A 25072-nucleotide genomic window follows, 5' to 3' on the forward strand; every position below is an offset into this window, starting at 1 on the left:
ACAGGCAAAATGGGGTGATGCCGCGCAATAAAGGGTTACAGCATATTCTTTTGCTTTAAATACTCAACAATCTGGTCCACGCATTCGTCTACGGAGTACGTATCTGTATTCACGACAAGCTCAGGAGTCTCAGGTGCTTCATACGGAGACGAGATGCCAGTGAATTCTGGAATTTCCCCTGCACGTGCTTTTTTATATAAGCCTTTCGGGTCGCGCTCTTCGCATTTCTCGATCGGGCATTCTACAAACACTTCGATAAATTCATCTGCATTAAGCAGTGCACGAACGGTGTCGCGGTCTTCGCGGAACGGTGAGATAAACGCGGTGAACACAAGCTGGCCGCCGTCAACAAACAGCTTTGCCACTTCTCCGATGCGACGGATGTTTTCCTTGCGCGCTTCATCGGAAAAGCCGAGATCTTTATTTAAGCCGTGGCGAACGTTATCGCCATCTAATACATATGTGCTCACGTTTTGATCGAACAAGCGCCGTGCCGCTGCGTTGGCGACCGTTGACTTGCCGGAACCCGACAACCCGGTGAACCATAAAACCGCGCTATGGTGTCCGTTTTTCTTGCGTCGTTCTTCTTTTGTTAACGACTGGTCATGCCAGACGATGTTATTGTTTGTCATTTGGATTCTCCCCCTCAGGCGTTCGCCGTTTCTTTCATGCCGCGGATCAAGACTTCTACAACTTCCTTGCGGCTGAATTCTGCCGGTGGAATGTCGCCTGCACGCAGCATTTCACGCACCTTTGTACCGGATAAAATCACATGATCTTCTTTTGTATGCGGGCATGTTTTCGATGACGCCATGTTTCCGCATTTTTTGCAGAAAAAGCTGTGTTCAAAGAATAAAAGCGTGATGCCAATTTCCTCTGCTGTGAAGTTGGAGAAGATCTCCTGTGCCTCGTATGTGCCATAATAATCGCCTACACCCGCATGATCGCGTCCGACGATAAAATGCGTGCAGCCGTAGTTTTTGCGGACAAGTGCGTGGAAAATCGCCTCGCGTGGTCCAGCGTAGCGCATCGCTGCCGGGAATACCGCTAATTTCACACGGTCTGCCGGGTAATAGTCACGGAGCAGCACCTGGTAGCTTTCCATGCGGATATCAGCCGGGATATCATCTGATTTCGTTTCACCGACAAGCGGATTTAACAGAAGTGCATCGACAATTTCAAGCGCTGATTTTTGAATGTATTCGTGCGCACGGTGAACCGGATTCCGCGTTTGGAAGCCGACGATTTTGTTCCAGCCGTTTTCATTAAAAATACGGCGTGTTTCAGACGGATCAAAATAAAATTCAGCAAACTGCTCGCGTTCAATGCGTTTTACAAGTGTGATCGGTCCGCCAAGGTAAACCGGTCCGCGGCTGTATACTTTCTTTACGCCTGGATGAGCATCTTCCGTTGTTTTGTAGACATTTTGTGCTTCAAGCTGCTGATCCGGCTCATAGATGTCTTCAATTGTTAGAACGCCGTAAACCGTCCCGTTTTGCTTTAATAAAACCGTTTCGCCTTTTTCATAGCCAGATGCGTCATGAACCGGCAATGTGATCGGAATGCTCCAAACCGTTCCGTCCGCCAGACGCATGTTTTTCACAACGCTATGATAATCTGCTTCCGTTAAAAAGCCAGTTAGCGGGCTGAAGGCACCCGTTGCAATTAATTCAAGGTCGCTGAGCGCTGTGGCATCCAGCTCCACTTCTTTTGTGAAAGAAGAATAGTCTAGCTCCGGGTTGTACTGGTTAATGAGTTGGCCTCCATGGGCAGCAATGTTTGTCATAGTCAATTACCTCCGATAGTATTAAAATCACATCTATATACTTGGTATTACAGTTGAAAAAAAATTAAGGATTCGTTGTATGAAGTCCGCATTCGGTTTTGCCTGAACCGCTCCAGCGTCCGGCCCGGATATCGTCCATCGAAAAAGCAGGCTTTGTGCAAGGTGCACAGCCGATGCTCGGGTAACCCTGATCATGCAGCACATTGTAGTCGAGCTCATGCTTCGTTACGTAGCGCCATACTTCCTTCCACGTCCAGTGGATAAGCGGGCACACTTTGATTTTTTCAAAGCGCTTGTCGAGATTTAAATAATTGGTGTTCGCCCGCGATTCGGATTGCTCACGGCGCAGCCCGGAAATCCAGGCGGTTGACGGTGCCAGCGCTTTTTGAAGCGGAATGATTTTGCGGATCTCACAGCACTTATTCGGGTTGGACGCAAACAGGTCGGCGCCAAACTCGGCTGCCTGCTCCTCAATCGTCATTTCCGGCTGCTGCATCCGAATGTTCAGCTCCGGGTAGCGCGCTTTTACTTTCTCAATCGTTTCATATGTTTCTTTAAAGTGATAATGCGTGTCAAGAAAGACAATCTCTGCATCCGGCTTTACTTTTGAAATCAAATCGATTAAGACAATTCCCTCGATTCCGAAACTGCAGGCATACACTAATTTCTCTCCATATGTGTCATATGCCCATTGCAATGTTTCGAGTGCCCCTTTTGTTTCTGAATCCGCTGGAAAATCAGGAACCTGATCTTGAAGCTCGTTCCACGATTCAAACGTAATCATTAATGCCCACCTCTCTTATCGGTATTCTTTATGAATGAATTCAGTTTATCAGAAAATACCGCAAAGTCAATCCTATTTACTCACTCGGAATTAAAAAAACAGTTGGTTTCGCTTTCAATTGTCTGTCTGTTCTTTTTTTAGCCCGGGAATGGTATAATCAAATGCGATGAATTCATTTTGGGAGGAAAACACATTTGATTACAGTACAAGATGTCAGCCTGCGTTTTGGCGACAAGAAATTGTTTGAAGATATTAATTTAAAATTTACGCCGGGCAATTGCTACGGACTCATTGGCGCAAACGGTGCCGGAAAATCGACGTTTGTTAAAATTTTGGCGGGCGACTTGGAGCCGCAAACGGGCCACGTGTCGATGCCGAAGGATGCCCGTCTCGCTGTTTTAAAGCAGAATCACTTTGAATATGAAGAGTTCAGCGTCATGGAAACGGTGATTATGGGCCATGCCCGTCTTTACGAAGTGATGAAGGAAAAAGATGCGATCTACATGAAAGCAGATTTCACAGATGAAGACGGCATGCGCGCGGCCGAGCTTGAAGGTGAATTCGCGGAAATGAACGGATGGGAAGCAGAATCAGAAGCGGCCATTTTGCTGTCAGGCCTTGGCATCACCGATGCGCTGCATGATAAGCTTATGGCTGATCTTGACGGTTCGGATAAAGTAAAGGTGCTTCTTGCCCAGGCATTGTTCGGCAAGCCGGATGTTCTATTGCTGGATGAGCCGACCAACCACCTTGACATTGAAGCGATCCGCTGGCTGGAAGAGTTTTTAATTAACTTTGAGAACACAGTCATTGTCGTTTCCCATGACCGTCACTTTTTAAATAAAGTCTGCACGCACACAGCGGACCTTGACTTCGGCAAAATTCAAATTTATGCAGGGAACTATGATTTCTGGTATGAATCAAGTCAGCTGGCGCAAAAGCTTCAGTCAGATGCCAATAAGAAAAAAGAAGAGAAAATCAAAGAGCTTCAAGCGTTTATTGCTCGCTTCAGCGCCAATGCGTCGAAATCAAAGCAAGCAACGTCCCGTAAAAAATCATTGGATAAAATTTCTCTTGACGATATTAAACCGTCTTCACGCCGGTATCCGTATGTTCAGTTTACGCCTGAACGTGAAATTGGGAATGATATTTTGCGTGTGGATGGGTTGTCGAAAACGATTGATGGTGTAAAAGTGCTGGATAACGTCAGCTTTATTATGAACAAGGACGACAAAATTGCGCTTGTTGGCACAAACGAAGCCGCAAAAACAGCACTGTTTAAAATTTTAGCCGGTGAAATGGAACCGGATGAAGGCTCGTACAAATGGGGCGTAACGACAACCCAGGCGTATTTCCCGAAAGACAACTCTGAGTATTTTGACGGATCGGACATCACCCTTGTGGAATGGCTTCGCCAGTTTTCACCAGCGGACGAAAGTGAAAGCTTCCTGCGCGGCTTCCTGGGCCGTATGCTGTTCTCGGGTGAAGAAGCGTTGAAAAAAGCGAGTGTTCTGTCCGGGGGCGAGAAAGTGCGCTGCATGCTGTCGAAAATGATGCTGTCCGGTTCAAACGTGCTGCTGTTGGACGAACCAACCAATCACTTGGATCTGGAATCGATCACGGCATTGAATAATGGATTGATTAACTTTAAGGGCACGATGATTTTTGCTTCTCATGACCATCAGTTCGTGCAGTCGACCGCTAACCGCATTATCGATATTACGCCAAATGGTGTTGTTGATAAATCGGTCACGTATGATGAGTATTTAGATGATGCTGAGCTTCAGAAAAAAGTAAAAGAAATGTATGCTTCGTAAATTGAATGTAACAGCAAAAGCGCTCTTCACATGGAAGGGCGCTTTTGTTTTGCTCATTTGACAATCATCACCGGACAGTGAGCCCGTTTCATGACTTTATGGCTGACGCTGCCCAGAACAAATTCCTGCAGGTTGTTCAAGCCCCGGCTTCCGAGGATGACGAGATCTACATGATGCTCATTCGCATATTTGACAATCACCGGTCCAGGATCTCCCTCTTTGACGATCACCTTATAGGAAATATTCTGCGCTTGAAACAGCGCATCGTGACGCGAAAGCTTTTCTTTGCGTTCCCGCTGGATGGTGGCAAGACGCTCTTTTTGAAGCAGACTGCCCTTCGCCTGATCAGCGGTCGGTACAAACAAAACGGTGATCTGTCCGCCGGCAAGTGCAGCGGCATGCTGTGCGGCGCGGAATGAGTGATCCGAACCGTCAGCTGCTAACAGAATATGTGTATACATACGATCAAGTCCCCTTGTTTATGTAGCTCGCCGTGCCGCTTGCTGAATAGGGTCCCACACTCCGTTTACAGGCGGAGAATAACTTAAATCCAGGTCTTCTAGTTCATCAACCGTCATTTGATTAAAGAGTGCGGCTGCGAGCACATCAATTCGTTTTTCTGCGCCATTTTCACCGATGGCCTGGCCGCCGAGCAAGCGGCGGCTTTCAGGAGCGTATAAAATCTTCACGTGCAGTGGTGCTGCATCAGGATAATAGCCGGCTTTATCCTTCGCCTGAATCGTGGACGTTTTAAACGAAATGTTTTCCTCCCGGGCCTGCTGTTCCGTTAAGCCGGTGGAGGCCGCGATCAAGTTGAAAAATTTCATCACCGACGTACCCGTGACGCCTTTAAAGGAACGGCTTTTTCCGGCCATGTTCAACCCGGCAATGCGCCCTTGTTTATTGGCTGTAGTGCCTAGTGGAATGTAATCCGGCTTTTGCTTCACAAGGTGAAAATGTGAGGCGCAGTCACCGGCAGCGTAAATGCCCGGTATGGACGTTTCTAACCGGTCATTGACAAGAATCGCCCCGTTTTGAAGCATATTCATCCCGGTTTTCTTTAAAAAAGCTGTGTTCGGGCGGACGCCGACCGAGGCAACGATTAAATCAGCGGGGTAGCTGTTTTGATTGGTCGTAATGCGCCCTTTCCCGATCGCTTCCACTTCTTCGTTTAATGTAAGAAGAACCCCGTGCCGCTCCGCTTCCTGATGGAGGCGTTCCGACAGGTCTGCATCAAACATGGAAGCAATATGGCTGCCACGCTGAATGATGCGAATGCGCTTGCCCAGCCGGTGAATGTTTTCGGCGGTTTCAAGGCCAATATAGCCTGCCCCGATAATCACAACCTCTTTTACGTGTTCCTGCTCCAAATCAGCGATGAGCCGGTTTGTATCCGGAATGGTTTTCAGCACATGCACCATTTGGCTGGCTGCGCCCTTCCAGGTGGGCAAAACAGGAGAGGCGCCTGTCGCGATTAACAGCCGGTCATATGAAACAGTAAAGGGTTGTCCTGTCTCGTGATTAGTCCCTGACACCGTCCGTGATGAAGAATCGACGGCCGTCGCCTCGTGCAGCGTACGGGCATCAATCCCGTATTTTGACCGGAACGATTCCACCGTTCGGGCAATCACGTCATTGGTCGACTCGATCAAACCGCCGACAACGTAAGGAAGACCGCACTGGCCATACGAATATATTGTTCCTTTTTCCAGCACCGTAATCTCAGACTGCGGATCGTTATGAACGATCTGCATAGCTGCGCTCATCCCGGCCGCATCCCCGCCAATAATCACGTACTTCATTTTGCCAGGGCATTCACATCATTATATTTGCTGCTTTTTGAAAATTTAGCGACGACGTATGAGCAGGTTGGAATGATTTGAACGTTTTGTTCTCTTGCGTAATCCGCCAGTGCATCAAGAAGTGCCTGGGCGATGCCGCCGCCCCGTAAATCGTGATCGACATACGTATGATTGGCGTTAATTTTTCCGTCACCGGCCGGAGCATATGTAATTTCAGCCATCCGGCGTCCATCCTTTTCCATGTAAAAAATACCTTCTTCGTGTTTAATTGGTTCCAATTGAATAAACCCCTTTCATTGGTTGTCTTTCACAGTATACCCTTTTCACCCCCTCTCCTTAACCTGTTTTAAGGGATAGAACGAGAATAATTGGATCAGAATATGCTACAATACGGGAAAGATGGATTTGAACGAAAGGATCGTTTTGAATGAAAAAAGAGTCAAGAACACACGTGTTTTCAAAAGGTGAAGAAATTGCGAACTCCATTACGCATGGCATCGGGGCATTGCTGAGCATTGCAGCGCTTGTGCTGCTTATTGTGTTTTCTGCGCTGCACGGGACGGGCTGGCATCTGGCCGGTTTTATGGTGTTCGGGATCACAATGGTTCTGCTTTACCTTTCTTCTACGCTTGTGCACAGCTTTCCGCATGGCAAAGCAAAAGATTTGTTTGAAATCTTTGACCATGCCTCGATTTATTTTTTTATTGCCGGGACGTATACTCCTTTTTTATTTATCGCGGTTAAAGGAACCCTCGGCTGGACATTATTTGGGCTTGTGTGGGGAATGGCCATTGCCGGAATGATATTTAAATGCTTTTTCGTCAAGCGCTTTGTCGGGGTGTCGACGCTTCTATACGTTGTGATGGGCTGGCTGATCGTCTTTGCCTGGGGACCGCTCACCGCCTTTTTGTCACCGCTGCCTCTTTCCTTCCTCGTTACAGGAGGCATTTTGTACACAGCAGGCGCAATCTTTTATGTCTGGCGCGGCTTTCCTTACCATCATATGATCTGGCATCTGTTTGTGTTGGCCGGCAGCGTATTTCATTTCTTCGCTGTGCTGGGCTTGCTTCCAGATGCTTGAAAAAGCGGTCTCGCCCAGTGCGTGACCGCTTTATTTTTGCTCCATCATATACCGGTATTTTTTAAAATCAGCTTCCAAAAGCGCCTCGGTATCCTGGCTGTTTCGATAAAAAGCTGTCCAGTGGTTTTCTTGTAGTTCTTCTTTCCAGTAAGGCGAGGACTGGACAGCTGTCAGCAGCTCCTGCCACTGCTTTTTCTCCCTCTCACTCATATCACCGGGTCCCATGACACCTCGCCAGTGCGGGAACACAACGTCAATCCCCTGCTCTTTCCAGGTTGGGACGTTCGGCAGGTGGCCGAGCCGCTCGGGAGAAGAGATGGCGATGATCCGGACAGCTTCATTTGCCGCAAAGGCTTCCGACTGGGAGGAAGAAAGCGAGGCCGCCGCCACCTCTCCTGACTGAAGCGCCTGCAGCAGTGCATCCGCGTTTGAATAGCGGAAAAAGCGAAGTGAGGCGGCAGACAGATTCTGTGCCCGTGCGGCCTCTGCAAAAGCGATTTGATCGTCATTCCCAAATTGCGGTTCAATGCCGACAGGATGCTGTTCCGGATTTTGCCGCAGGATGTGCATCAGGTCAGTGATGGACTGGATCGGTGAGTCCTCTGGAACGATCACCGTTTGCCATTCACTGGCCATCGTGGCAAGCGGCGTGAAGTCGCTGAAGTGAAGAGTGCTGTGCCCGAGCAGTTCATTTGTGAGCAGCAGGCTCGAATTGATGGCAATTGTGCCGGACCCTGATTCATTCAAGCGGCTCCACCCGTTTTCTCCGCCGTCTCCTTCCTTATACACAATCCGTATTTCCTTGTCGGTCAGCTCTTCTTTTTCCATTACCCTTTTAATCGACATCGCGAGCGCATCCCAGCCGCCGTCTGGAGCACCGGGGACAATAATGGTGACTTCCTGATCGGCGAGAGGCGGATCAGGGGAACAGCCAGCTGCGAGCAGCAATACGATCATCCACAGTAGCGCTTTTTTCATCCTGTAATTGTGTAATAGCGGCGCTCAGGGCGGCCGACAATTCCATATTCATGTTCCACGCGGCAGACACCGGTTGTCACTAAGTATTCGAGATACCGGCGTGCCGTCGTCCGGGAAGCACCCATTTTTATGCCCATTTCCTCAATGGACACACCCGAATCAATCGTTTTCAACAATTCAGAGACACGAGCGAGCGTTACACCGTCTATGCCGGTTGGAAGCGGTGCAGTTGCTTGCGTGCGTTCAGAAGCCGTTCCGGAAAAATAGGCATCTACTATTTCCTGTGTCACATGACTAGTGGTGGATAAAAGCTGTTTTTTCTTTTTGTATTGTTCGAGAACCGAGGTGAATTTTTCGAGTGATACCGGTTTCACCAGATAGTGAAAGACGCCGTAACGGACAGCCTGCTGAAGCATATCCGTTTCAGAAGCGGCTGTAATCATAATGACGTCTGTTGCTGGGAATCGGCTTTTTAAAATAGGCAGCAGCTCCGTTCCGAGCATATCCGGCATATAAATATCGAGCAGCAGCAGATCCACCTTTTGTTTTTCAAGCAAAGCCAGCGTTTCAGACGCATTCAGCGCTTTGCCGACCAGCGTAACGCCGGTTAATTGCTCTAAAAACCCTTCCTGAATACTTGCAATACGAAAATCATCCTCGGCAATGGCTACATGGATCATACAAATCTCGCTCCTTTATCGGTCTGTTTCGGTATGTAAATGGTGAAGATGGTTCCTGCTGGTTCATTCGGCTGCACGTCGATCATCCCGCCAAATGATTCCACTGCTTCTTTAACATTAAATAAGCCATATCCTCTTCCTGTTCCTTTCGTGGACCAGCCTTTTTCAAAAAGAGTCTGAATGGTTTCTTTCGGAATGCCCGGGCCATTATCCGTTACTTCAATTATAAGGGTTGGACTGGCGTCGGTCATTAAAAAAGAAACGCGGGGCTGCTCTACGTGCTTGACGGCTTCGAACGCATTGTCGATCAAATTGCTGATCACGGTCAGCAGCGCATGTCCGTCTACATGATCAGGCATTTTCGACAAGGTGCTTTCCTGTTCAATGGAAAAGGATAATTTCCGCTCAGATGCTTTGGCTGTTTTTCCGAGCAGCACTGCTTGAATTAAATCATCCTGAATTTGCTTAAAGACGATATGGTGTTGCATTGTCACACTGTCTGCTTCTTTTTGGATAAAGTCAAGCGCCGCTTCATGCCGGCCAAGCTGCAGGAGGCCGGACAGCACATACAGCTTATTCATGAATTCGTGTGTCTGCGCACGCAATTCGTCCGCATAAAGACGCATCTCTTCGATCGTTTTGCTGTACATCGCCGCAATCTTCACAGGTTCAAACCCGAGGGTATCGGCGAGAATGCTTTTCGTCAGCCAAAGCCCGCCGATAACACCCGCAGCCAGCGCAAAAGCAGCCGCAAGCAGGATATCGCCGGTCTGGGCAGCTGTTTGCGCTGAAATGGACTTTTTTGAAAATTCCACAGATACTGTGCCGATCACTTCCGTGTAGGGAGCAGCCATATACATAATGGGCGCTTTCCCTATGATCGCCTGCCCATCCGTTCCTTTTTCTTCCACGGTATACGTTCCGCCGTAAATAAGGGAGCGGCTGTCCGATTCTTGAAGAGCCGCTCCGGATTCGTGCGTCGTCAGCACAGCTCCATTTCGTCCGGCGATGGTAATAGACTGAGCATCTGTCCGCTCTTGAATGTTATTCATCGTCGGCAGAAGTGACTCGACTGATGCATCTCCATTTAAAAAATCAATCGTTTCCGGCATAAAGGAAAGCGTCTGAGCGGTTTGAAGGGAAAGCTGATGCACCTGTTCAGACGTTTCCCGCACCTGGATTGTGTAAAAAACAATGGACATGCCAGCAATGATCAGGAAAAGCAAAATAAAAACGAGGGTAAAGATTTTGGTCCGCAATGTCATCGTTTTTTTATTCATGAATGCTCCTACTTTAGCTTTTTACCAAATTGTACGAGAAATCCGGCGAGAAGAAAAGCAAAATTCCCGGATCAAAAAAATCCGGGAATGAAGCCTTAAAAGGAGATAACGCCAAGCAGGATCGCTGCGATCGTCATGACGATCGACGTTCCAACTGTCCATAAAATCGTAAAGCGCTGATACTGGCCAAAATCAACCTTGGCCATCCCGACAAGCAAGTACGTGGACGCAACGAGCGGGCTGAGCAAGTGAACCGGCTGGCCTAAAAGCGATGCACGCCCGAGCTCCACTGCGCTGATGCCATAAGTGGAGGCCGCTTCCGCAATAATGGGCAGTACACCGAAGTAATACGCGTCATTGGACATAAAGAAGGTAAACGGCATACTCGTAAGTGCTGTGATGACCGGCAGATGCGGCCCCATTGAATCCGGAATAATGGCAACCAGGCTGTTCGCCATGGCGTCGACCATTTCCGTACCCGATAAGATGCCGGTGAAAATACCGGCAGCAAACACAAGCGAGACCACAGCCAGGACATTTCCTGCATGAGCGGCAATCCGGTCTTTTTGATGCATCACGTTCGGATAGTTAATGGTAATGGCAATCGCAAAAGCGAGCATAAACAAGATCGGCAGCGGCATAACCCCTAGAATGAGCATAGCCATTAAGCCAATGGTCAAAGCGAAGTTTACCCAAATCAGCTTCGGGCGCTTCCACTTGGCTTCTTCCTCTGATACAGCGGCTGCACCGAAAAAGGTTAAGTAGCTTTTTCCTTCAGCTGGCGCATGTAATTCATCCATCGATAAAACACCGAGACGTTTTCGTTCCTGCTTCCCCATCCAGTAGGCAGAGAGAATGACCCATACTGCTCCCGCAATCATCACAGGGATTAAAGGATTGAACAATTCCTGCATATCCAGATTCAATGCGCTGGCTGCACGGGCTGTTGGACCGCCCCACGGAGTCAGGTTTGTTACCCCAACGGCCATAAGAGCGACGGCTGGCAAGATAAGCGGATTCATTTTCAAACGCTGGTAAAGCGGCAGCATTGCAGATATGGTGATCATATATGTTGTTGTACCGTCTCCATCCAGTGAAACGATCATGGCCAGAACAGCGGTCCCGACGACGATTTTCATCGGATCGCCCTTTACCGCTTTTAAAATTTTGCCAACGACCGGATCAAACAAACCAGCGTCGATCATGATGCCGAAGTAAAGAATGGCAAACATGAGCATAACACCGGTTGGCGCAAGCTCGGTAATCCCTGTCAGCGCCATCTCGCCAATATCTGAACCGAACCCGGCGATCACCGCAAAAACAGCCGGTACGATCATTAACGCAATCAATGCGGAAAGCTTTCCGCTCATAATTAAATACATGAATACTGCTACCATTGAAAAACCAAGGATTGCGAGCATTGTCATAAGTAACACACTCCTTTTCTCTTTTTGAAAACGCTTTATTATTGAATAATTTAATTAATTTAAGCGAAAAGGTATATAAAAAGAAAAATAAAAACGTTGTATCTTTAAAATGAATTGTGTTCATAAAAACCAGTCTAGACATTAACAATGAGATTGACGATTGAATTCGAACAATCTAGCAATAGAGTGAGGTTTGTTGTTACGCATTCAGAACGCTTCTTTTAGGTTTACCAATTGCTTTTCCTCTCCACCAGGGCGGCTGGCGCAGGACGAAGACTCGGGAGGGATCTCACCGCCCGCCCCTCCGAACGCGAAGTCCTGCAGAAGCCGCCCAAACTGTGTTGGCATAAGCGCATTCACTAATTGTTTCATCATCATAAAGAGCTCAAAAAAAAGCCAAACGAATGTGATCGTTCGGCTTTTTCTTCTATTTTGAACCTTCTGTCTCAAGCTCGTTAATACACGTCTTCTAATGCTTTCCGCAGCAGCGACATGCTGCGGTCCAGATCGGTTTTCACTTGTTTTTTATACAGTTTCGCTTTTTCGTAATCGGCGAACTGGTAAATCACGATTTCCTTGTATTTGGCCCCTTCTTGAATTTTTTTATGACGCACAAGAATGCCATCATCAATTAATTCATGAAGCGACCGGTAAATTTCAGAATGGTTTGGTTCATAGCCAAACGGCTTAAACGTGGCCTTTAGTTCGTCCATTGCCTGCATGCCGTACATTTTATGCTCTTCGACAAACCGGATCATATAAAGCTTTAAAAAGGCGCGCTGCTTGATTAGAAACTTCCCTTCACCTCTAGGCATAGGATCACATCCTTTTCTTTTTAGTGTAGTAGCGTTTGAAAAGAATGTCAATTCTGAATTTTGCACACTATGCTTTTAAAAAGTTGTGAAGTGAAGAAGCTTTTGAAATGCATAAATAATCCGTTTTCCGATGGACATATCGTCGTCGTGCTTTTCATAATCATCGGTGTAAATGGCGCCTTTATTTTCCCACAGCATATGGAAATAGGCATCTACCTCTTTGATAATCTCGCTGTCATTGGCAGCTCTGATTTTCACGTCTGTTTCCGGATTGTAGTTATTTAAATTTCGTGACGTATGGTTGGCTGAGCCGCTGATGATCACCGTTTCGTCCTGGTGCTTGACGTACAGCATTTTCGGATGAAATTGTTCAGGCGCTTGAGCAAACCAGCGGATTTCCACCTGGTTATTCGTATCTTCTTTTAGCTCAGAGGCCATTGGAATGTTGGGAAGACCGGTTTTTTTTCGGCCAAATGAATTTTTATTCGTGTCCAAAATCAGTTTTACATCCACTCCGCGGTTGGCTGCATCTGTCAGCCCTTCCACTACCGTTCGGTCCGCTAAATAAAACATCGCCATCCAAATTTCATCGCCTTTTTCCGCCGCTGCGATTTCATTCCGGACTGCTTCTTGAATTTTCCCTTCTGTCACGAGCTGGACGTGGACGTTTCCATTATTCACGTGCGGTTCGATTGGATCTGGAAAAGGAACGTTTCTCCGTGTGTCTGCGGCTGCTTTTTCGCTGAGGAGCATATCATTGACGAGCGCCTGCTTCACCTCAAACGCGACGTTGGCAAAATAATAGCTCGCATCGTGCGGATTGGCAGAACTGATGAGTGTCGTTTGTTCCGTCGTAATGGTTTTCCGGTGATTGGCTTTTACGTTAAACAGTGTTAAATAAGAACGAACGGTCATATCCGGTGCCGTTTCAGTTAAGGCATTTGGCAGCCACCCATTCTGGCTGTCGCCCCACCATGTGAACAGCATCCGGTAAAATCCGCTGTAAATTGGGGTCGGGTCCCGAAAATCGTCCAAATCTGTTTCAATGACCTCTACACCTGCCTGCTTCAGCTGTTCGAATTCCGGAACGGTATGAGAACGGTAAGAAGAGTTTACTTCGTCTGTTACGAAAAGGATCGGCATATCAGGATGTTCTTTCTTTTTTTGAAGCAGGGCGTTGGTGATCGCCTCCACATTTGCCGGGTATTCCTTATCTTTTTCATGATAGGAGTTAAAAAGGAAATAATCGAGAACGATAAATTGTTCCGCTTCTTCAATAATAGAAAGCGTCCGGGTGAAAATTTCTTCATGGAAAAACTTTTCACCGTTTTTCTCTCCAGATAGGTTGTAATAAAAATCAACCGCGTCTTCGTTCACTGTGTATTCCTTGCTTTCATAAGCGATATGCTCCGGAAGCGGCCTGTACACGTTGTACAGCATAATAATGACGTATAAAGACAAAAAAAGAATGGCGAACAACCGCCATTTCCCCCATTTATCGAGCTTCTTTTTCATGTGACTCTCCCCCTGACTGCTTTTTCTTTTTCTATACCCTCCCGTGTAGAAGGAAAAACGGGCTTACACCCGTTTAAATAGCATCGCAACACCTATTCCTCCTGCACTTCCGACCGCGGCAATGCCGTACGTCTCCCTCCGTTCGCGCATTCCGTACAGCAATCGCAAAACGAGCATAGCACCGGATGCACCGTACGGATGACCGAGTGCGATGCCGCCGCCGTCCGGGTTGATTTTATTCAATGGAATGGACAACGCATTGGATATGTGAACGATTTTCACCGCAAACGCTTCGTTGATTTCCCACACGTCAATGTCTCGTACAGCCAGGCCTGTTTGCTGGAGCAGCTTTTCGATCGCCGGGACAGGAGATGCAGCCGGCAGATTCGGATCTGCACCTGCCACAGCAGATGCCACGACAGCCAGTCCCTCCTGCTTTCGATTCGTCATCGTCACAGCGCAGGCCGCATCATTAAAAGCCGACGAATTAAGCGCGGTAACGGTTCCCCCCTGCTTAAAAACAGCTTTTGCACGCGGAACCATTTTTGCGATCGGGCGCTGCTTTATCGCGGCTTCATCCTGTGTCAATCCGTCCACTGACACCATCTCCTGCTGAAACCGGCCGCACAAAACGGATTGTTCGTACCGGCTGTAGCTTAACAGTGTGTAATCATCCTGCTTCATTCTTGAGATGCCTTTCTTTTCTGCCAGATGTTCAGCCGCCAGGCCCATTTCGGGATCACCTATCGACGCCGGCGAGAAAACGGCTTTTTCAGGGCGGGGCGAGGTACTGGAGCTTTCACAGCCGCCGGCCAGCACCGTTTCTGCCTGGGCGGACTGAATGAGCGCTGCGCCGAGCCTGATCGCTTCAAGTCCTGAAGAGCATTGCCGGTCAATGGTCAGACCTGGAACCGTGACAGGCAGCCCCGCCAGCAACGCAGACAGCCGGGCAATATTTCCACCTGGTCCTGTAACGTTACCAAGAATCACTTCATCCACTTCAAAAGAAGCAGCAGCATGCAGCTCCGCGAGGACGGGGGCAGCGAGTTCTGCTGCACCAACGGTTGAAAAAATGCCGCCTTTAACGCCAACGGGTGTCCGGCGCGCATCGGTAATGTATACGGTCATTGGCTCCACTCCTCTGCTATCCTTTTCAGTTCGGCCCGCGCAACCTTTCCGTTTGAGGTAAGCGGAAGGGCGTCTGTTTGAATAAATCGCCTCGGGGTCTTTTCAACTGATAAACGAGCTTTCACAAAACGGCGTACCGTTTTTTGGTCTGCTTTTCCCGTATACAAACAAACGAGCCGCTCCCCGAGCCGGTCATCGGGAATAGATGTCACCGCAGCTGCTTCCACATCCGGGCACTGGATCACGATGCGCTCCACCTCTTCCGGATAAATGTTTACGCCGCCGGAAATCATCATAAACTGTTCACGGCCCACGATGTATAGATAGCCTTCCTCATCGACATAGCCGGCGTCCCCCACTGTGTAAAATCCATCCTCCGCGAGGTCGATCCTGCACCGGCCTTCCTCCATATAGCCGCTGAAAAGCATCGGACTGTTCACATACACTGTTCCGATTTCAAAGGGTGCACAAGCCGCGCCGCCGGAACGGATTTCAACCGTAACACCTGTGCTCGGCTTTCCGGAAGAAGACGGCCGGATTTGAACGTCTTCCGGATTCATATAGGAAACAAAGCTGAGCTCGGATGCGCCGTAAAACTCAAATAAACGGATTTGGTCATGCGCAGACGACCACTGTTTTTTCCGTTCGGCTGACCAGCCTGCGCCCGATAAAAAAACAATGCCTTTTCCATTTACAGCTTGCATGGCTTCTAGCATCGTTGGTACCGCATAAAAAACAAACGGTTCCGTCTCGTTGAGCAAAACCGAAAGGCGGTCCGGCAGAAATTTTTCTGTTAATAAAATGGGCTGGCCTGTATACAGAGCAAAAGCGGCACCGTATAAAAACAGAGAGTGATGGATCGGTCCGGCAATCACAGCTGTTTCCGTTCCGCTAAACGGAAAATCAGCCAGCCCAGCTTCAAAGCTTTTCAGCCAGGAAGACTGATTCCTGGCGAACTGTTTCGGCTTGCCACTTGACCCGGAAGTGAAGCCTGAATAAAACAACGCGTTTTGCGCCGGATGGGAATAAGATGAAGGCGCCGTTTGATCCAGTTGATGCTCAAGCTCATTCAAATCATCTTCATTCATATATAAGGCGGGCTTTGCAAGCTGCAGCCGCTCACTGCGCTCGGCTTCTGTCATTCTTGGATCAAGCGGCATAAACACGAAGCCTGACCGCGCAGCTGCCCAAAAAAGCAGCAGGGTTTCCCATCGGTTTTGTCCGTTAACGGCCACGGTACTGCCAATTTCTCCTTGATTCAAAAGCCAGGCGGAAGCTCGTTTCGTCATATCTTCCCATTGTTCTATTGAAAATGTCCGTGAAGCAGTTTTTAAACAAACAGAATCCGGACACGTCTGTGCCCGGAGTGATTGTGTGGTTGTCATGTTCATCCCTGATCCCCCCACTGTATCATATCAAATTTTATGCCGCTCTGCGAAAAGATGGAACCGATTGAAGCGCAGCGCGGAGTCTCGGAACAAGCACGCCTGCCGCAGCAGCTTTTAAAAGGTCACCAGGTATAAAAGCCATGCTCGCTACGGCGACTTCGGCCAGACCGACACCCGTTACAAAGGATTGAACCGGGATTCCGATCGCATACAGCACGGCCACACCGCCGATCAGATTAGCGGCAAATGTACGGCGGACTGTTAATTTTGCTGCTTTTTGGGTGAGCAGCCCGATGATGAAGGCGCCGGCAATCCAAGAAATAAGAAAGCCTGCACTTGGTCCTGCAAAAACGGCCAGACCACCCCGGCCGCCTGCAAGAATTGGAGCGCCTGCCGCAACGGTAAGCAGAAAAATGATCTGGCTGAGCGCGCCAAGACGAGCACCCAGAATGCCTCCTGCCAGCATGACGCCGATCGTTTGAAACGAAATTGGTACGGGTGTAAACGAAAGCGGGATCGGCGGCAAAAAGCCGAGAACCGCCATAATGGCCGCAAACATTGCGGCGTGCATCCAGTGAATGGTTTTCATGTATGTATTCCTCCAGCTACTTGGTTTTTTTTATTGTAAATCGAGCTGCATTCTATTGTCAACCTATTTTATTTTTAGTTAACAAAGTGCCCGCATACTTTTCCGAGCCGGTGTGGTAAAATAGTGCGCGTACATACATATTTAGACACAACGAGGTGCTTGTTTTGAAGATTGAACCTTCATTGAAAATGAACGCGTTTCAGCCGTCTATTTTCAGCGATTTAAAAGAATATGCTGCTCAAAAAGCGCAAGCCGGCATCGAATTAATTGATTTGAGCCTGGGCAGTCCGGATCTTCCGCCAGACAAACGAATAGCCGAAAAGCTGTCTGCCGAAAGCATGGACACTTCTCAGTACGGCTATACGCTGGGAGGCACAGACCATTTTCACCGGGCGGTTGCCAATTATTATAAAAGGCGGTCGGGAGTAGAGTTGAATCCGAAAACTGACATTGTGCAAACGATGGGCTCACAGGAAGGGCTTGTTCACCTGCCGCTTGCATTTTGTAATCCGGGGGATCTTGTGTTGATGACAAATCCCGCTTATGTCGCATACGAAGCAGGGCTTACACTTGCTGGCGCAGTTCCCCATTATATGCCGATCATACCGGAAAATCAGTTTTTGCCGGATTTATTTCGAATACCTGAAAAAACCGCTCAAAAAGCAAAGCTTCTGTTGTTAAATTTACCGGGAAATCCCGTTCCAGCCTTGCCGGATCGAGCTTTTTTCGAGCAGGTCATTGCTTTTGCGAAAAAGAACAATATTCTCGTGGTGCATGATGCCGCGTATTCAGAATTTTATTTTACAGGCGACCGCCCCTTCAGCTTTTTATCCGTTCCAGGGGCAAAGGATGTCGGCATTGAAATTAATTCGCTGTCAAAGAGCTTTAGTCTGGCCGGAGCCCGAATTGCCTACATGGCCGGGAACAAGCAGATGATCCGCATTTTAAAGCAATTAAAGTCAAACCTTGATTATGGCGTTTTTCATCCGGTTCAAAAAGCAGCGGTGCTGGCGCTGGATCACGCAGAGGAAATAACGGACCGGCTTCGGGCAGAATTTCTTTCTCGGGCTGAAGCACTAACAGCAGGTCTTCAAGAAATCGGCTGGCATGTAGAGCGCCCGGACGGCGGCATGTTCTTGTGGGCGAGGATTCCAGCGGGCGGGGATGACCGTGCCTTTGTGTATAGAGCGATAGACGAGGCCGGCGTCGTCATGGTGCCGGGCAGTGCATTTGGTTCCGGCGGCCGAGGGTATGTGCGGATCGCTCTTGTCCAGCCGGCAGATGTGCTGAAAAAGGCAGCTGTCCAGCTGCAAAGGGTGATGCCATGAATGAGGTGACGTGTTAGATGGCGAAACGAGCGAAAATGAAGTTAAAACGAACGATCCGTCTTTCTCCCTTTCAAGTGATTGTGCTGCTTTATTTGACGGGTGCTGTGTTTTCAAGCTTTTTGCTGCTGCTCCCGATTGCACATAAGCCGGGAGTGGACATTGCGTTTATTGATGCTGTTTTTGTCGCGGTCAGCGCGTTAAGTGTGACGGGTTTAACACCTGTCAGCACCGTTGATACCTTTAGCACCACCGGCTACTTTTTTATTTTGCTTATTTTGCAGGTTGGCGGCGTTGGGATTATGACGTTCAGCTCCATGGTCTGGCTGCTTTTCGGCAAACGAATCGGCATGCGGGAACGGCAGCTGATTATGGCCGATCAAAACCGGACGGATTTAAGCGGCCTCGTGAAGCTTATGCGGGAAATCTTTTTGCTCATATTAGCTATTGAAGCGGTAGGGGCACTTGTATTAGGGGTTTACTTTATGCCGTTTTATCCAACGGCCGCAGAAGCGTTTCTGCACGGACTGTTTGCCTCCGTTAGTGCCACAACGAATGGCGGCTTTGATATTACTGGAGCGTCTCTTCTGCCTTATGCGAATGATTATTTTGTGCAGGCAGTTCATATGGTGCTGATCATTTTGGGTGCTATTGGCTTTCCTGTTTTAATTGAAGTAAAGGATTTCCTGTCGTACCGTGGCACGCGAAAGTTTACGTTCAGCTTGTTTACCAAATTAGCTGTTTTTATGTACTTTTTTCTGGCCCTGTCAGGCATTGCCGGTTTGCTTCTATTTGAGCATAAGAACTTTTTAGCTGATAAATCGTGGCATGAATCCATTTTTTACACAGCCTTTCAATCCGTAGCAGCAAGAAGCGGCGGCTTAACAACGATGGACTTAAATGATTTTTCTACGCCTTCGCTGCTGCTGCTGTCCATGCTCATGTTCATCGGCGCGTCTCCTTCGAGCGTCGGCGGCGGCCTGCGGACAACGACCGTCGCGATTGCTGCCTTGAGCATCTTTACGTTTGCACGAGGCAAAAATACGATCAAAGTGTTTCACCGAGAAGTGGACCCGATTGATATTCACCGCTCCTTTGTCGTGGTGGCGACGGGCTCGTTTATTTGGTGCATGTCGATTATGCTGCTTTCTTATCTGGAGCCTGAGGTCGCGCTTCTGCCGATCATTTATGAAGCGTCCTCGGCATTCGGAACAACCGGATCATCCCTCGGCATTACCGGTGTTATTGGCACACCGGCGAAAATGATCTTGATTATGCTCATGTTTATCGGACGTGTCGGCTTGTTCTCCCTCCTATTCCTGATTCGTGGAAAAGAAATAAAAGATTCCTACCACTATCCGAAAGAGCGGATTTTGATTGGTTAAAAAAAGCCGTCCATTAGCGACGGCTTTTGCTCATTTGCAATAGTTTTAGTGAAATGCGTTCTTTCGCTTCTGCAGGCTCAGATGCTACAGCCGGCTTTGCCAAATACATGTACACCATGCCGACAAAGACGCTGCCGCCGATCATGTTCCCCACGGTCACAGGAATCAGGTTATGCACCGCACTGGCAACAGAAATCGCTTCTGGATGAGGAACCGCCAGCGCCAGGCTGAACAGCACCATGTTCGCGACACTATGCTCAAAGCCAGCGACAACGAATGTCATCACGAATAAAAGCATAGTTACAATCTTAGCCATGTCCCCCTTCATCTGCATAGGAATCCAGACAGCCAGGCAGACGATCCAGTTACAAAGAATGGCTTTGAAAAATAATTCAGACGCCGGGTAATGCATTTTATGTGAGACGACGTCCATCAAGTATTGAGAGGTGGCCGGGTCGTTGTAAATGCCGGCTGCACCGATAAACAAGCCGAAGAACACAGCGCCCAGCAGGTTCCCGCTGTAGCAGGCGCTAAGAACAGCCAGCGCATCCTTCCATGTTGTTTTCCCGCTCATTGTGCTCATGGTAAAATACATTGTATTGCCTGTGAACAACTCGGCACTTCCATAGATAATCAGAACGAGAGCAATCCCAAAGAAAGCGCCCAGCATCAACCCTGTTGCCGGAGAAGAAGCATCGTAAAAGGGCTCGGCCAGCTTAAAAGAAAGCATGATGGCGAAACCGATGAAAAAGCTTGCGAGCATCGCTTTTACAATGTATTGAAGTGGATTGTGCTTTAAGATCGCGGTTTTTTTCATTGCCCATTGATTAATTTCTTCGTACGCTTCTTTGTTCATGTCCTTCACTCACCATTCATGTTTTTAGTTTGTGAAATAATTCACAATTAATTTATACTCTTATTATACGCCCTCCTGCCGTAAAGTCCACTCCGAATTTGTCACAACTTTTTGTCCTTTTTTAAAGCGTTATCAATGAAGAGTTCAGATGTGTGATTGGTGAAAAGAATTTATTATCAATCGATTAAAAAGTAATAAGATTTAAGCAACTTGTGAATGTGAAATTATAAATAGCCGATTCTTCTTAACATAAGGAAGATCGGCTGTTTCTTGCTGAATTTTTGCGCAGCGCAAGTCCTCCGCGTTTTAATGACGATACACCATAGAACCACAACGGCGCAGGAAGGCGGAACCGGCAGCCCGGAGCCCCTGAATGTGATTTTCTAACAAAAAGGGACTTTTCTCATTTATTTAAAGCAGTGGATAAAGCCACGGCAGTACAAGTGCCGTGATAATAGAAGCAAATCCCATTGCGGCACTCGACACCGCTCCCTGCACAGGTCCTTCGAGCACCGCCTGGCTCGTCCCGATTCCGTGAGAAACCGTGCCAATGCCAAGACCTCGTGAAAACGGATCTTGAATGCCGGCCATCGTAAGAAGCAGAGGGCCGCAAACGGCTCCGAAAATACCGGCTGTCATGACAAAAGCCGCCGCGAGAGCAGGATCGCCGCCAATGATCACTGCGGCTTCAATCGCAACAGGAGTGGTCACAGCTTTAACAGAAGAGGTCGCTTGAATGGTTTCTGACAAACCGAGAGCAGCTGACAGCCAGACGGAGGAGACAATCGTTGAGATCGTGCCGACAATCAAGCCGGCAGCTGTCGGTACGAGCCGTTCCATCAGAACAACCCGGTTATGGTAAAGCGGCAGGGCAAGTGCCACCGTCGCAGGCCCGAGCAAAAAGGTCATGATGTCTTTCGCCGGCGTATACTCTTCGTAAGAAACATTCATCAAAAGCAAAATGACAATCACTGCCGCTGTGGATGTGAAAACCGGCGTTGTAAAAGGAGATGGAAACCGCATCGCAACAAAGCGCGCGCCGGCATATACGACAATCGTTAACAAAATAAAAAAGACAGTCACTGCTTTTCCCTCCCTTTAGCTGACAGAATGGCGGACAATCCGGAGGTAACCAGCAAGCCAATGATCGAGCTGCCGGCAATCATCAAAAATAAAGAAAGACCATCTGAGCGGATCAAGTCGCCATATGCCATCAAGCCGACTGCAATTGGAATGAAAAAGAACGCTAAGTGCTTGTTTAAAAAGGTCGCCCCGAGCGCAATGAAACGATCAGGCACCACCCCCGTTGAAAGCAGCAGAAGCAGTGCCAGCATGCCAAACACACTAGCCGGTATCGGAATGTTCAGCGTGGCTGTAATCAAGACAGAAAGCTGATAAAGAACGATCAAAAAGGCAATCTGTCCAATGAATAAAACGGCCCTTTTCATAAAGCATTCCTTTTCACTGAAAAGGTCCCTTTCATTTTGATGTCTCCTTTTTTATTCTCAATTTGGACGATTCCGATGCCTTCCTCTCCGTTTGTCCAGCTTCCTTTTATACGCAACAGCTCATTCGGATACGTCATTGCTTGAAAGCGGGCATCAAGGGATCGGATCGGGTCTGGCTGCCATTCACGGACTGCCCGGGCGCCCAAAGCCATCACAAGCATACCGTGAACAATGCAGCCGGGAAGACCGGCTTTTTTTGCGGCTTCTGCATTTGTATGGATGGGATTGTGGTCGCCTGATGCAAGCGCATATGAGTGAACATCCTTTTCTGTAATGGTCCATTCTCTTTCATCAAACATGGGAGTCTCCTTTCCGCTCGATCAGAACAGATTTTGATCGGATGGCGGATTCGCCGTTTTTTATGTAAGTGGTCTCGATTTTTGCAAATGTCAGGTTTCGTTTTGGACTGATTCCGGTGACGATCACGATTGCTTCAATTTCATCACCGACTGCGACAGGCTTTATGTATTCATAGGACTGGCTTCCGTGCAGCACGCAGGCAGGATCGAATTCCAGCTGTTCCGTTAACGTTTGAAACGTCATGCCGCTTTGAAAGTCGAGTGCTGCCATATATGTCGGAGGGACTTCTTCCCCTTCCTCCATCCAAAAAGCTGCTTGTTTAAACGCTTCCACATGATGTTTTTTGATCACGGTTTTGTACCGGTACAGCTCTCTTTTCCCCTTCATTGTATCACCTCTTTCCCTCTCAATTTTAGCATACTGGAATAAAGAAAAGGGGGGGATATAACTTAACTAATAAACACAAAAAACTGAATGAAGCAATCTCCATGACTGCTTCATTCAGTTTTTGAGCACATCCATATTCGCACCAGAAAGTGTGTTTAGCGCCGATATATTTTCATTATCGCTGATAAAGGGCGGTCTATCGCCGATATAGTGACGATATCAGCGATAGACAAGAGGATATCAGCGGTATTTTCAATTTATCGGCGTTAGACCGAAATTAACAAACAGGTTCCTGCTCATGTGCGTATTCAATGGTAAAGCCCATATCTTCAATCATTTTGTGGTCGGCTGTTGTTTCCTGGCCGGCTGTCGTTAAATAGTTTCCGAGAAAGATGGAGTTGGCGGCGTACAGACCCAGCGGCTGTACAGAACGCAAGTTGACTTCCCGGCCGCCGGAAATGCGAATTTCCTTTGATGGATTGATAAACCGGAACAGCGCAAGCACCTTTAAACAAAAGGATGGGGTCAAGGGCTTTTCGTTCTCAAGCTTCGTTCCAGGAATGGCATGTAAAAAATTAACGGGAATCGAGTCAGCGTTCAGGGCCCGAAGGCTGAGTGCCATGTTCACGATATCTTCCTTTGTTTCGCCCATGCCGATAATGACTCCTGAACAGGGCGACATGCCGCTTTCTTTTACACGGCCAACGGTTTCGGTCCGGTCTTTATATGTATGGGTGGTCGTAATGTCACCGTGATGGGCTTCAGACGTATTAATATTATGATTGTAGCGGTCGACCCCCGCTTCATTCAGCTGTTCTGCCTGCTCCGGCTTTAAAATGCCAAGGCACGCACAAATGCGCATCGGGTACTTTTCTTTAATTTCTTTTACCGCCCCTTTAACCGTTTCGAGCTCTTTTGAAGAAGGTCCTCTGCCGCTTGCGACAATGCAATACGTCCCGGCCCCGAGTGAATGTGCTTTTTCGGCACCGGCCACAATCTGCTCACGGTTCATCATCCGGTATTTCTCAATCGGTGCGGTCGATTTAGAGGACTGTGAGCAATAGCCGCAGTCTTCCGGACAAAGACCGGATTTCGTATTGATAATCATGTTCAGCTTTACTTTTCGGCCAAAGTAATGCCTGCGAATGTGATAAGCACCGTCCAGAAGCTGCAGCAATTCCTCTTCCGGGCAGTTTAAAAGCTGAAGCGCTTCCTCTTCTGACAGCTGATATCCGTTTACTACTTGTTGAGCGAGCTGCGTCCATGTTGTCATTGATCATCTCTCCTTTTTTCCAGATTAAAGGATTTCTAATTATTTTGTCAACATAAAATTAAATAAAGTTAACATTACTCCTTTTGTCCATTCATTGTTTTCATAAAGAAAAAGGAGTATACTTTTTTTGACTAAAGGAACTAGCCTGCTAGCAGGCGCAGGAGGAACAGCTATTGAAAAAACATATTTTATTGGGTGTCACGCTTATCTCTGCCGTTATATTGTCCGGCTGCCAGAGCGCCCAAACAGAAGGTCATTTTTTTCACGATTATTTAGTAAATCCGTTTGTTGAGCTAATTCACTGGCTCGGTGAACTGCTTGGCAGCTATGGCCTGGCGATCATCGGCATTACAATTGGCGTCCGGCTTATCTTGATGCCGCTGATGCTGAACTCGATGAAAAAGCAGGCACTGATGCGTCAGAAAATGGATGTCGTGAAGCCGCAGATGACGGACATTCAAGCACGGTTAAAAGCAACGAAAAACCCGGAAGAGCAGCGGAAGATTCAAATGGAAATGATGAGTCTGTACAAGGATCATGATATCAATCCGATGGCGATGGGCTGTTTGCCAATGCTGCTGCAAATACCGGTTTGGACAGGCCTTTATTATGCCATCACCATTTCGGAAGACATTCAAACCCACCAGTTTTTATGGTTTGAGCTTGGTCAGCCGGATATTGCCATGGCGATCATTGCCGGCATTATTTATTACATTCAATTTAAAGTATCCATGCAGACGATGCCTGCTGAACAGCAGCAGCAAATGAAATTCATTGGCCTCTTATCTCCGGTGATGATTTTGATTTTCTCATTCAATGCACCGGCCGCTTTGCCAATTTACTGGACAGTCAGCGGAATCATTTTAATTTTCCAGTCGTGGCTTGGCCGCAAGTATTATCAAAACCATCCTCCAGCTGAGGAGCCGGCAAAATAATGAATTACGAGGGACTGACAACTGTCAGTCCTT

At 48.0% G+C, this 25072-nt stretch carries 26 protein-coding genes; 5 read left to right on the top strand and 21 right to left on the bottom strand.

Translation table 11 applies throughout. The features are described from left to right. Positions 1-35: 35 nt before the first annotated feature. From cysC to BW952_RS00885, 3 genes are all read right to left on the bottom strand, one after another. A complete protein-coding gene (gene cysC / locus BW952_RS00875) occupies positions 36-632 on the bottom strand; it encodes an adenylyl-sulfate kinase (protein ID WP_045851060.1) in 597 nt (198 codons plus the stop codon). A 14-nt stretch (positions 633-646) separates the two neighbouring features. Continuing rightward, positions 647-1786 carry a sulfate adenylyltransferase gene (gene sat, locus BW952_RS00880; RefSeq protein ID WP_045851059.1) on the bottom strand — a complete coding sequence of 380 codons (1140 nt, stop codon included), beginning with the start codon at positions 1784-1786 and terminating at the stop codon, positions 647-649. Between the two features lie 64 nt (positions 1787-1850). Further along, complete coding sequence (locus BW952_RS00885; protein WP_045851058.1) at positions 1851-2570, bottom strand: phosphoadenylyl-sulfate reductase; 720 nt, start codon at positions 2568-2570, stop codon at positions 1851-1853. A gap of 194 nt (positions 2571-2764) precedes the next feature. Between BW952_RS00885 and BW952_RS00890 the strand changes: the two genes are divergently transcribed. Further along, positions 2765-4387 carry an ABC-F family ATP-binding cassette domain-containing protein gene (locus BW952_RS00890; protein WP_045851057.1) on the top strand — a complete coding sequence of 541 codons (1623 nt, stop codon included), beginning with the start codon at positions 2765-2767 and terminating at the stop codon, positions 4385-4387. Between the two features lie 53 nt (positions 4388-4440). Here the strand turns inward: BW952_RS00890 and BW952_RS00895 are convergent, their stop codons facing one another. Genes BW952_RS00895 through BW952_RS00905 form a run of 3 tightly spaced genes read right to left on the bottom strand, consistent with a single transcriptional unit; the run spans position 4441 to position 6467 of the window. After that, entirely contained in the window at positions 4441-4848 is a 408-nt protein-coding gene (locus BW952_RS00895; protein WP_045851056.1) for a universal stress protein, read from the bottom strand. A gap of 18 nt (positions 4849-4866) precedes the next feature. Further along, complete coding sequence (locus BW952_RS00900; protein WP_045851055.1) at positions 4867-6189, bottom strand: CoA-disulfide reductase; 1323 nt, start codon at positions 6187-6189, stop codon at positions 4867-4869. Further along, positions 6186-6467, bottom strand: coding sequence for a GNAT family N-acetyltransferase (locus tag BW952_RS00905; RefSeq protein WP_082084617.1), 282 nt, complete (start codon positions 6465-6467; stop codon positions 6186-6188). The genes BW952_RS00900 and BW952_RS00905 overlap by 4 nt, the downstream gene beginning before the upstream one ends. Before the next feature lie 149 nt (positions 6468-6616). Here BW952_RS00905 and trhA point away from each other — a divergent pair, with 149 nt between their 5' ends. Beyond that, complete coding sequence (gene trhA / locus BW952_RS00910) at positions 6617-7270, top strand: PAQR family membrane homeostasis protein TrhA (protein WP_045851054.1); 654 nt, start codon at positions 6617-6619, stop codon at positions 7268-7270. A gap of 30 nt (positions 7271-7300) precedes the next feature. On the opposite strand, the gene BW952_RS00915 is transcribed toward trhA, so the two are convergent. The 9 genes from BW952_RS00915 to BW952_RS00960 form a co-directional block, all read right to left on the bottom strand. Beyond that, entirely contained in the window at positions 7301-8227 is a 927-nt protein-coding gene (locus BW952_RS00915; RefSeq protein ID WP_052698457.1) for a tripartite tricarboxylate transporter substrate-binding protein, read from the bottom strand. A gap of 17 nt (positions 8228-8244) precedes the next feature. Then, a complete protein-coding gene (locus BW952_RS00920; protein WP_045851052.1) occupies positions 8245-8928 on the bottom strand; it encodes a response regulator in 684 nt (227 codons plus the stop codon). Then, positions 8925-10208: an ATP-binding protein gene (locus BW952_RS00925; RefSeq protein ID WP_052698456.1), complete on the bottom strand. Its 1284-nt coding sequence runs from the start codon at positions 10206-10208 to the stop codon at positions 8925-8927. The genes BW952_RS00920 and BW952_RS00925 overlap by 4 nt, the downstream gene beginning before the upstream one ends. 95 nt (positions 10209-10303) lie before the next feature. Beyond that, positions 10304-11629, bottom strand: coding sequence for a CitMHS family transporter (locus BW952_RS00930; RefSeq protein WP_045851134.1), 1326 nt, complete (start codon positions 11627-11629; stop codon positions 10304-10306). 461 nt (positions 11630-12090) lie between these two features. Beyond that, a complete protein-coding gene (locus tag BW952_RS00940; RefSeq protein ID WP_045849601.1) occupies positions 12091-12450 on the bottom strand; it encodes a replication termination protein in 360 nt (119 codons plus the stop codon). A gap of 75 nt (positions 12451-12525) precedes the next feature. Further along, positions 12526-13965: a phospholipase D family protein gene (locus tag BW952_RS00945; protein ID WP_045849600.1), complete on the bottom strand. Its 1440-nt coding sequence runs from the start codon at positions 13963-13965 to the stop codon at positions 12526-12528. A gap of 63 nt (positions 13966-14028) precedes the next feature. After that, positions 14029-15093 carry an acetyl-CoA C-acyltransferase gene (locus BW952_RS00950; RefSeq protein ID WP_045849599.1) on the bottom strand — a complete coding sequence of 355 codons (1065 nt, stop codon included), beginning with the start codon at positions 15091-15093 and terminating at the stop codon, positions 14029-14031. Continuing rightward, positions 15090-16484 (bottom strand): AMP-binding protein, encoded by a 1395-nt coding sequence (locus BW952_RS00955; protein WP_045849598.1) that lies wholly within the window; start codon positions 16482-16484, stop codon positions 15090-15092. The genes BW952_RS00950 and BW952_RS00955 overlap by 4 nt, the downstream gene beginning before the upstream one ends. 31 nt (positions 16485-16515) lie before the next feature. Further along, on the bottom strand, positions 16516-17070 hold the full coding sequence (locus tag BW952_RS00960) for a biotin transporter BioY (RefSeq protein ID WP_045849597.1): 555 nt from the start codon (positions 17068-17070) through the stop codon (positions 16516-16518). A 164-nt stretch (positions 17071-17234) separates the two neighbouring features. On the opposite strand from BW952_RS00960, the gene BW952_RS00965 reads away from it, so the two are divergent. Next, positions 17235-18398: an aminotransferase class I/II-fold pyridoxal phosphate-dependent enzyme gene (locus BW952_RS00965; RefSeq protein ID WP_045849596.1), complete on the top strand. Its 1164-nt coding sequence runs from the start codon at positions 17235-17237 to the stop codon at positions 18396-18398. A gap of 17 nt (positions 18399-18415) precedes the next feature. Further along, on the top strand, positions 18416-19780 hold the full coding sequence (locus BW952_RS00970) for a TrkH family potassium uptake protein (protein ID WP_231581278.1): 1365 nt from the start codon (positions 18416-18418) through the stop codon (positions 19778-19780). Positions 19781-19793: 13 nt separating this feature from the next. On the opposite strand, the gene BW952_RS00975 is transcribed toward BW952_RS00970, so the two are convergent. From BW952_RS00975 to bioB, 6 genes are all read right to left on the bottom strand, one after another. Continuing rightward, positions 19794-20636 (bottom strand): formate/nitrite transporter family protein, encoded by an 843-nt coding sequence (locus tag BW952_RS00975; RefSeq protein WP_045849595.1) that lies wholly within the window; start codon positions 20634-20636, stop codon positions 19794-19796. Positions 20637-21047: 411 nt separating this feature from the next. Further along, complete coding sequence (locus BW952_RS00980; RefSeq protein WP_045849594.1) at positions 21048-21719, bottom strand: LrgB family protein; 672 nt, start codon at positions 21717-21719, stop codon at positions 21048-21050. Further along, positions 21716-22084, bottom strand: a complete 369-nt coding sequence (locus tag BW952_RS00985) for a CidA/LrgA family protein (RefSeq protein WP_045849593.1) — start codon at positions 22082-22084, stop codon at positions 21716-21718. The genes BW952_RS00980 and BW952_RS00985 overlap by 4 nt, the downstream gene beginning before the upstream one ends. Next, positions 22081-22443, bottom strand: a complete 363-nt coding sequence (locus BW952_RS00990) for a MaoC family dehydratase (RefSeq protein WP_045849592.1) — start codon at positions 22441-22443, stop codon at positions 22081-22083. Before BW952_RS00990 ends, BW952_RS00985 begins: the two co-directional genes overlap by 4 nt. Continuing rightward, positions 22436-22831, bottom strand: coding sequence for an FAS1-like dehydratase domain-containing protein (locus tag BW952_RS00995; RefSeq protein ID WP_045849591.1), 396 nt, complete (start codon positions 22829-22831; stop codon positions 22436-22438). Before BW952_RS00995 ends, BW952_RS00990 begins: the two co-directional genes overlap by 8 nt. Before the next feature lie 277 nt (positions 22832-23108). Next, positions 23109-24104, bottom strand: a complete 996-nt coding sequence (bioB, locus tag BW952_RS01000) for a biotin synthase BioB (RefSeq protein WP_045849590.1) — start codon at positions 24102-24104, stop codon at positions 23109-23111. 173 nt (positions 24105-24277) lie between these two features. On the opposite strand from bioB, the gene yidC reads away from it, so the two are divergent. Further along, complete coding sequence (gene yidC, locus BW952_RS01005) at positions 24278-25039, top strand: membrane protein insertase YidC (RefSeq protein ID WP_045849589.1); 762 nt, start codon at positions 24278-24280, stop codon at positions 25037-25039. The last annotated feature ends 33 nt before the right edge of the window (positions 25040-25072 follow it).

Source organism: Domibacillus enclensis, from assembly GCF_900156125.1.
GTDB lineage: Bacteria > Bacillota > Bacilli > Bacillales > Domibacillaceae > Domibacillus > Domibacillus enclensis.

Bases quoted from the DNA above. Each gene is read 5' to 3' on its own strand.
- BW952_RS00990 (WP_045849592.1), bottom strand. From the start codon at position 22,443: ATGTTTGATGAAAGAGAATGGACCATTACAGAAAAGGATGTTCACTCA.
- bioB (WP_045849590.1), bottom strand. From the start codon at position 24,104: ATGACAACATGGACGCAGCTCGCTCAACAAGTAGTAAACGGATATCAG.
- BW952_RS00925 (WP_052698456.1), bottom strand. From the start codon at position 10,208: ATGAATAAAAAAACGATGACATTGCGGACCAAAATCTTTACCCTCGTT.
- BW952_RS00945 (WP_045849600.1), bottom strand. From the start codon at position 13,965: ATGAAAAAGAAGCTCGATAAATGGGGGAAATGGCGGTTGTTCGCCATT.
- BW952_RS00975 (WP_045849595.1), bottom strand. From the start codon at position 20,636: ATGAACAAAGAAGCGTACGAAGAAATTAATCAATGGGCAATGAAAAAA.
- BW952_RS00960 (WP_045849597.1), bottom strand. From the start codon at position 17,070: ATGAAAACCATTCACTGGATGCACGCCGCAATGTTTGCGGCCATTATG.
- BW952_RS00950 (WP_045849599.1), bottom strand. From the start codon at position 15,093: ATGACCGTATACATTACCGATGCGCGCCGGACACCCGTTGGCGTTAAA.
- BW952_RS00900 (WP_045851055.1), bottom strand. From the start codon at position 6,189: ATGAAGTACGTGATTATTGGCGGGGATGCGGCCGGGATGAGCGCAGCT.
- BW952_RS00920 (WP_045851052.1), bottom strand. From the start codon at position 8,928: ATGATCCATGTAGCCATTGCCGAGGATGATTTTCGTATTGCAAGTATT.
- cysC (WP_045851060.1), bottom strand. From the start codon at position 632: ATGACAAACAATAACATCGTCTGGCATGACCAGTCGTTAACAAAAGAA.
- BW952_RS00940 (WP_045849601.1), bottom strand. From the start codon at position 12,450: ATGCCTAGAGGTGAAGGGAAGTTTCTAATCAAGCAGCGCGCCTTTTTA.
- BW952_RS00895 (WP_045851056.1), bottom strand. From the start codon at position 4,848: ATGTATACACATATTCTGTTAGCAGCTGACGGTTCGGATCACTCATTC.
- trhA (WP_045851054.1), top strand. From the start codon at position 6,617: ATGAAAAAAGAGTCAAGAACACACGTGTTTTCAAAAGGTGAAGAAATT.
- BW952_RS00955 (WP_045849598.1), bottom strand. From the start codon at position 16,484: ATGAACATGACAACCACACAATCACTCCGGGCACAGACGTGTCCGGAT.
- BW952_RS00915 (WP_052698457.1), bottom strand. From the start codon at position 8,227: ATGATCGTATTGCTGCTCGCAGCTGGCTGTTCCCCTGATCCGCCTCTC.
- BW952_RS00995 (WP_045849591.1), bottom strand. From the start codon at position 22,831: ATGAAGGGGAAAAGAGAGCTGTACCGGTACAAAACCGTGATCAAAAAA.
- BW952_RS00985 (WP_045849593.1), bottom strand. From the start codon at position 22,084: ATGAAAAGGGCCGTTTTATTCATTGGACAGATTGCCTTTTTGATCGTT.
- sat (WP_045851059.1), bottom strand. From the start codon at position 1,786: ATGACAAACATTGCTGCCCATGGAGGCCAACTCATTAACCAGTACAAC.
- BW952_RS00970 (WP_231581278.1), top strand. From the start codon at position 18,416: ATGGCGAAACGAGCGAAAATGAAGTTAAAACGAACGATCCGTCTTTCT.
- BW952_RS00930 (WP_045851134.1), bottom strand. From the start codon at position 11,629: ATGCTCGCAATCCTTGGTTTTTCAATGGTAGCAGTATTCATGTATTTA.
- BW952_RS00885 (WP_045851058.1), bottom strand. From the start codon at position 2,570: ATGATTACGTTTGAATCGTGGAACGAGCTTCAAGATCAGGTTCCTGAT.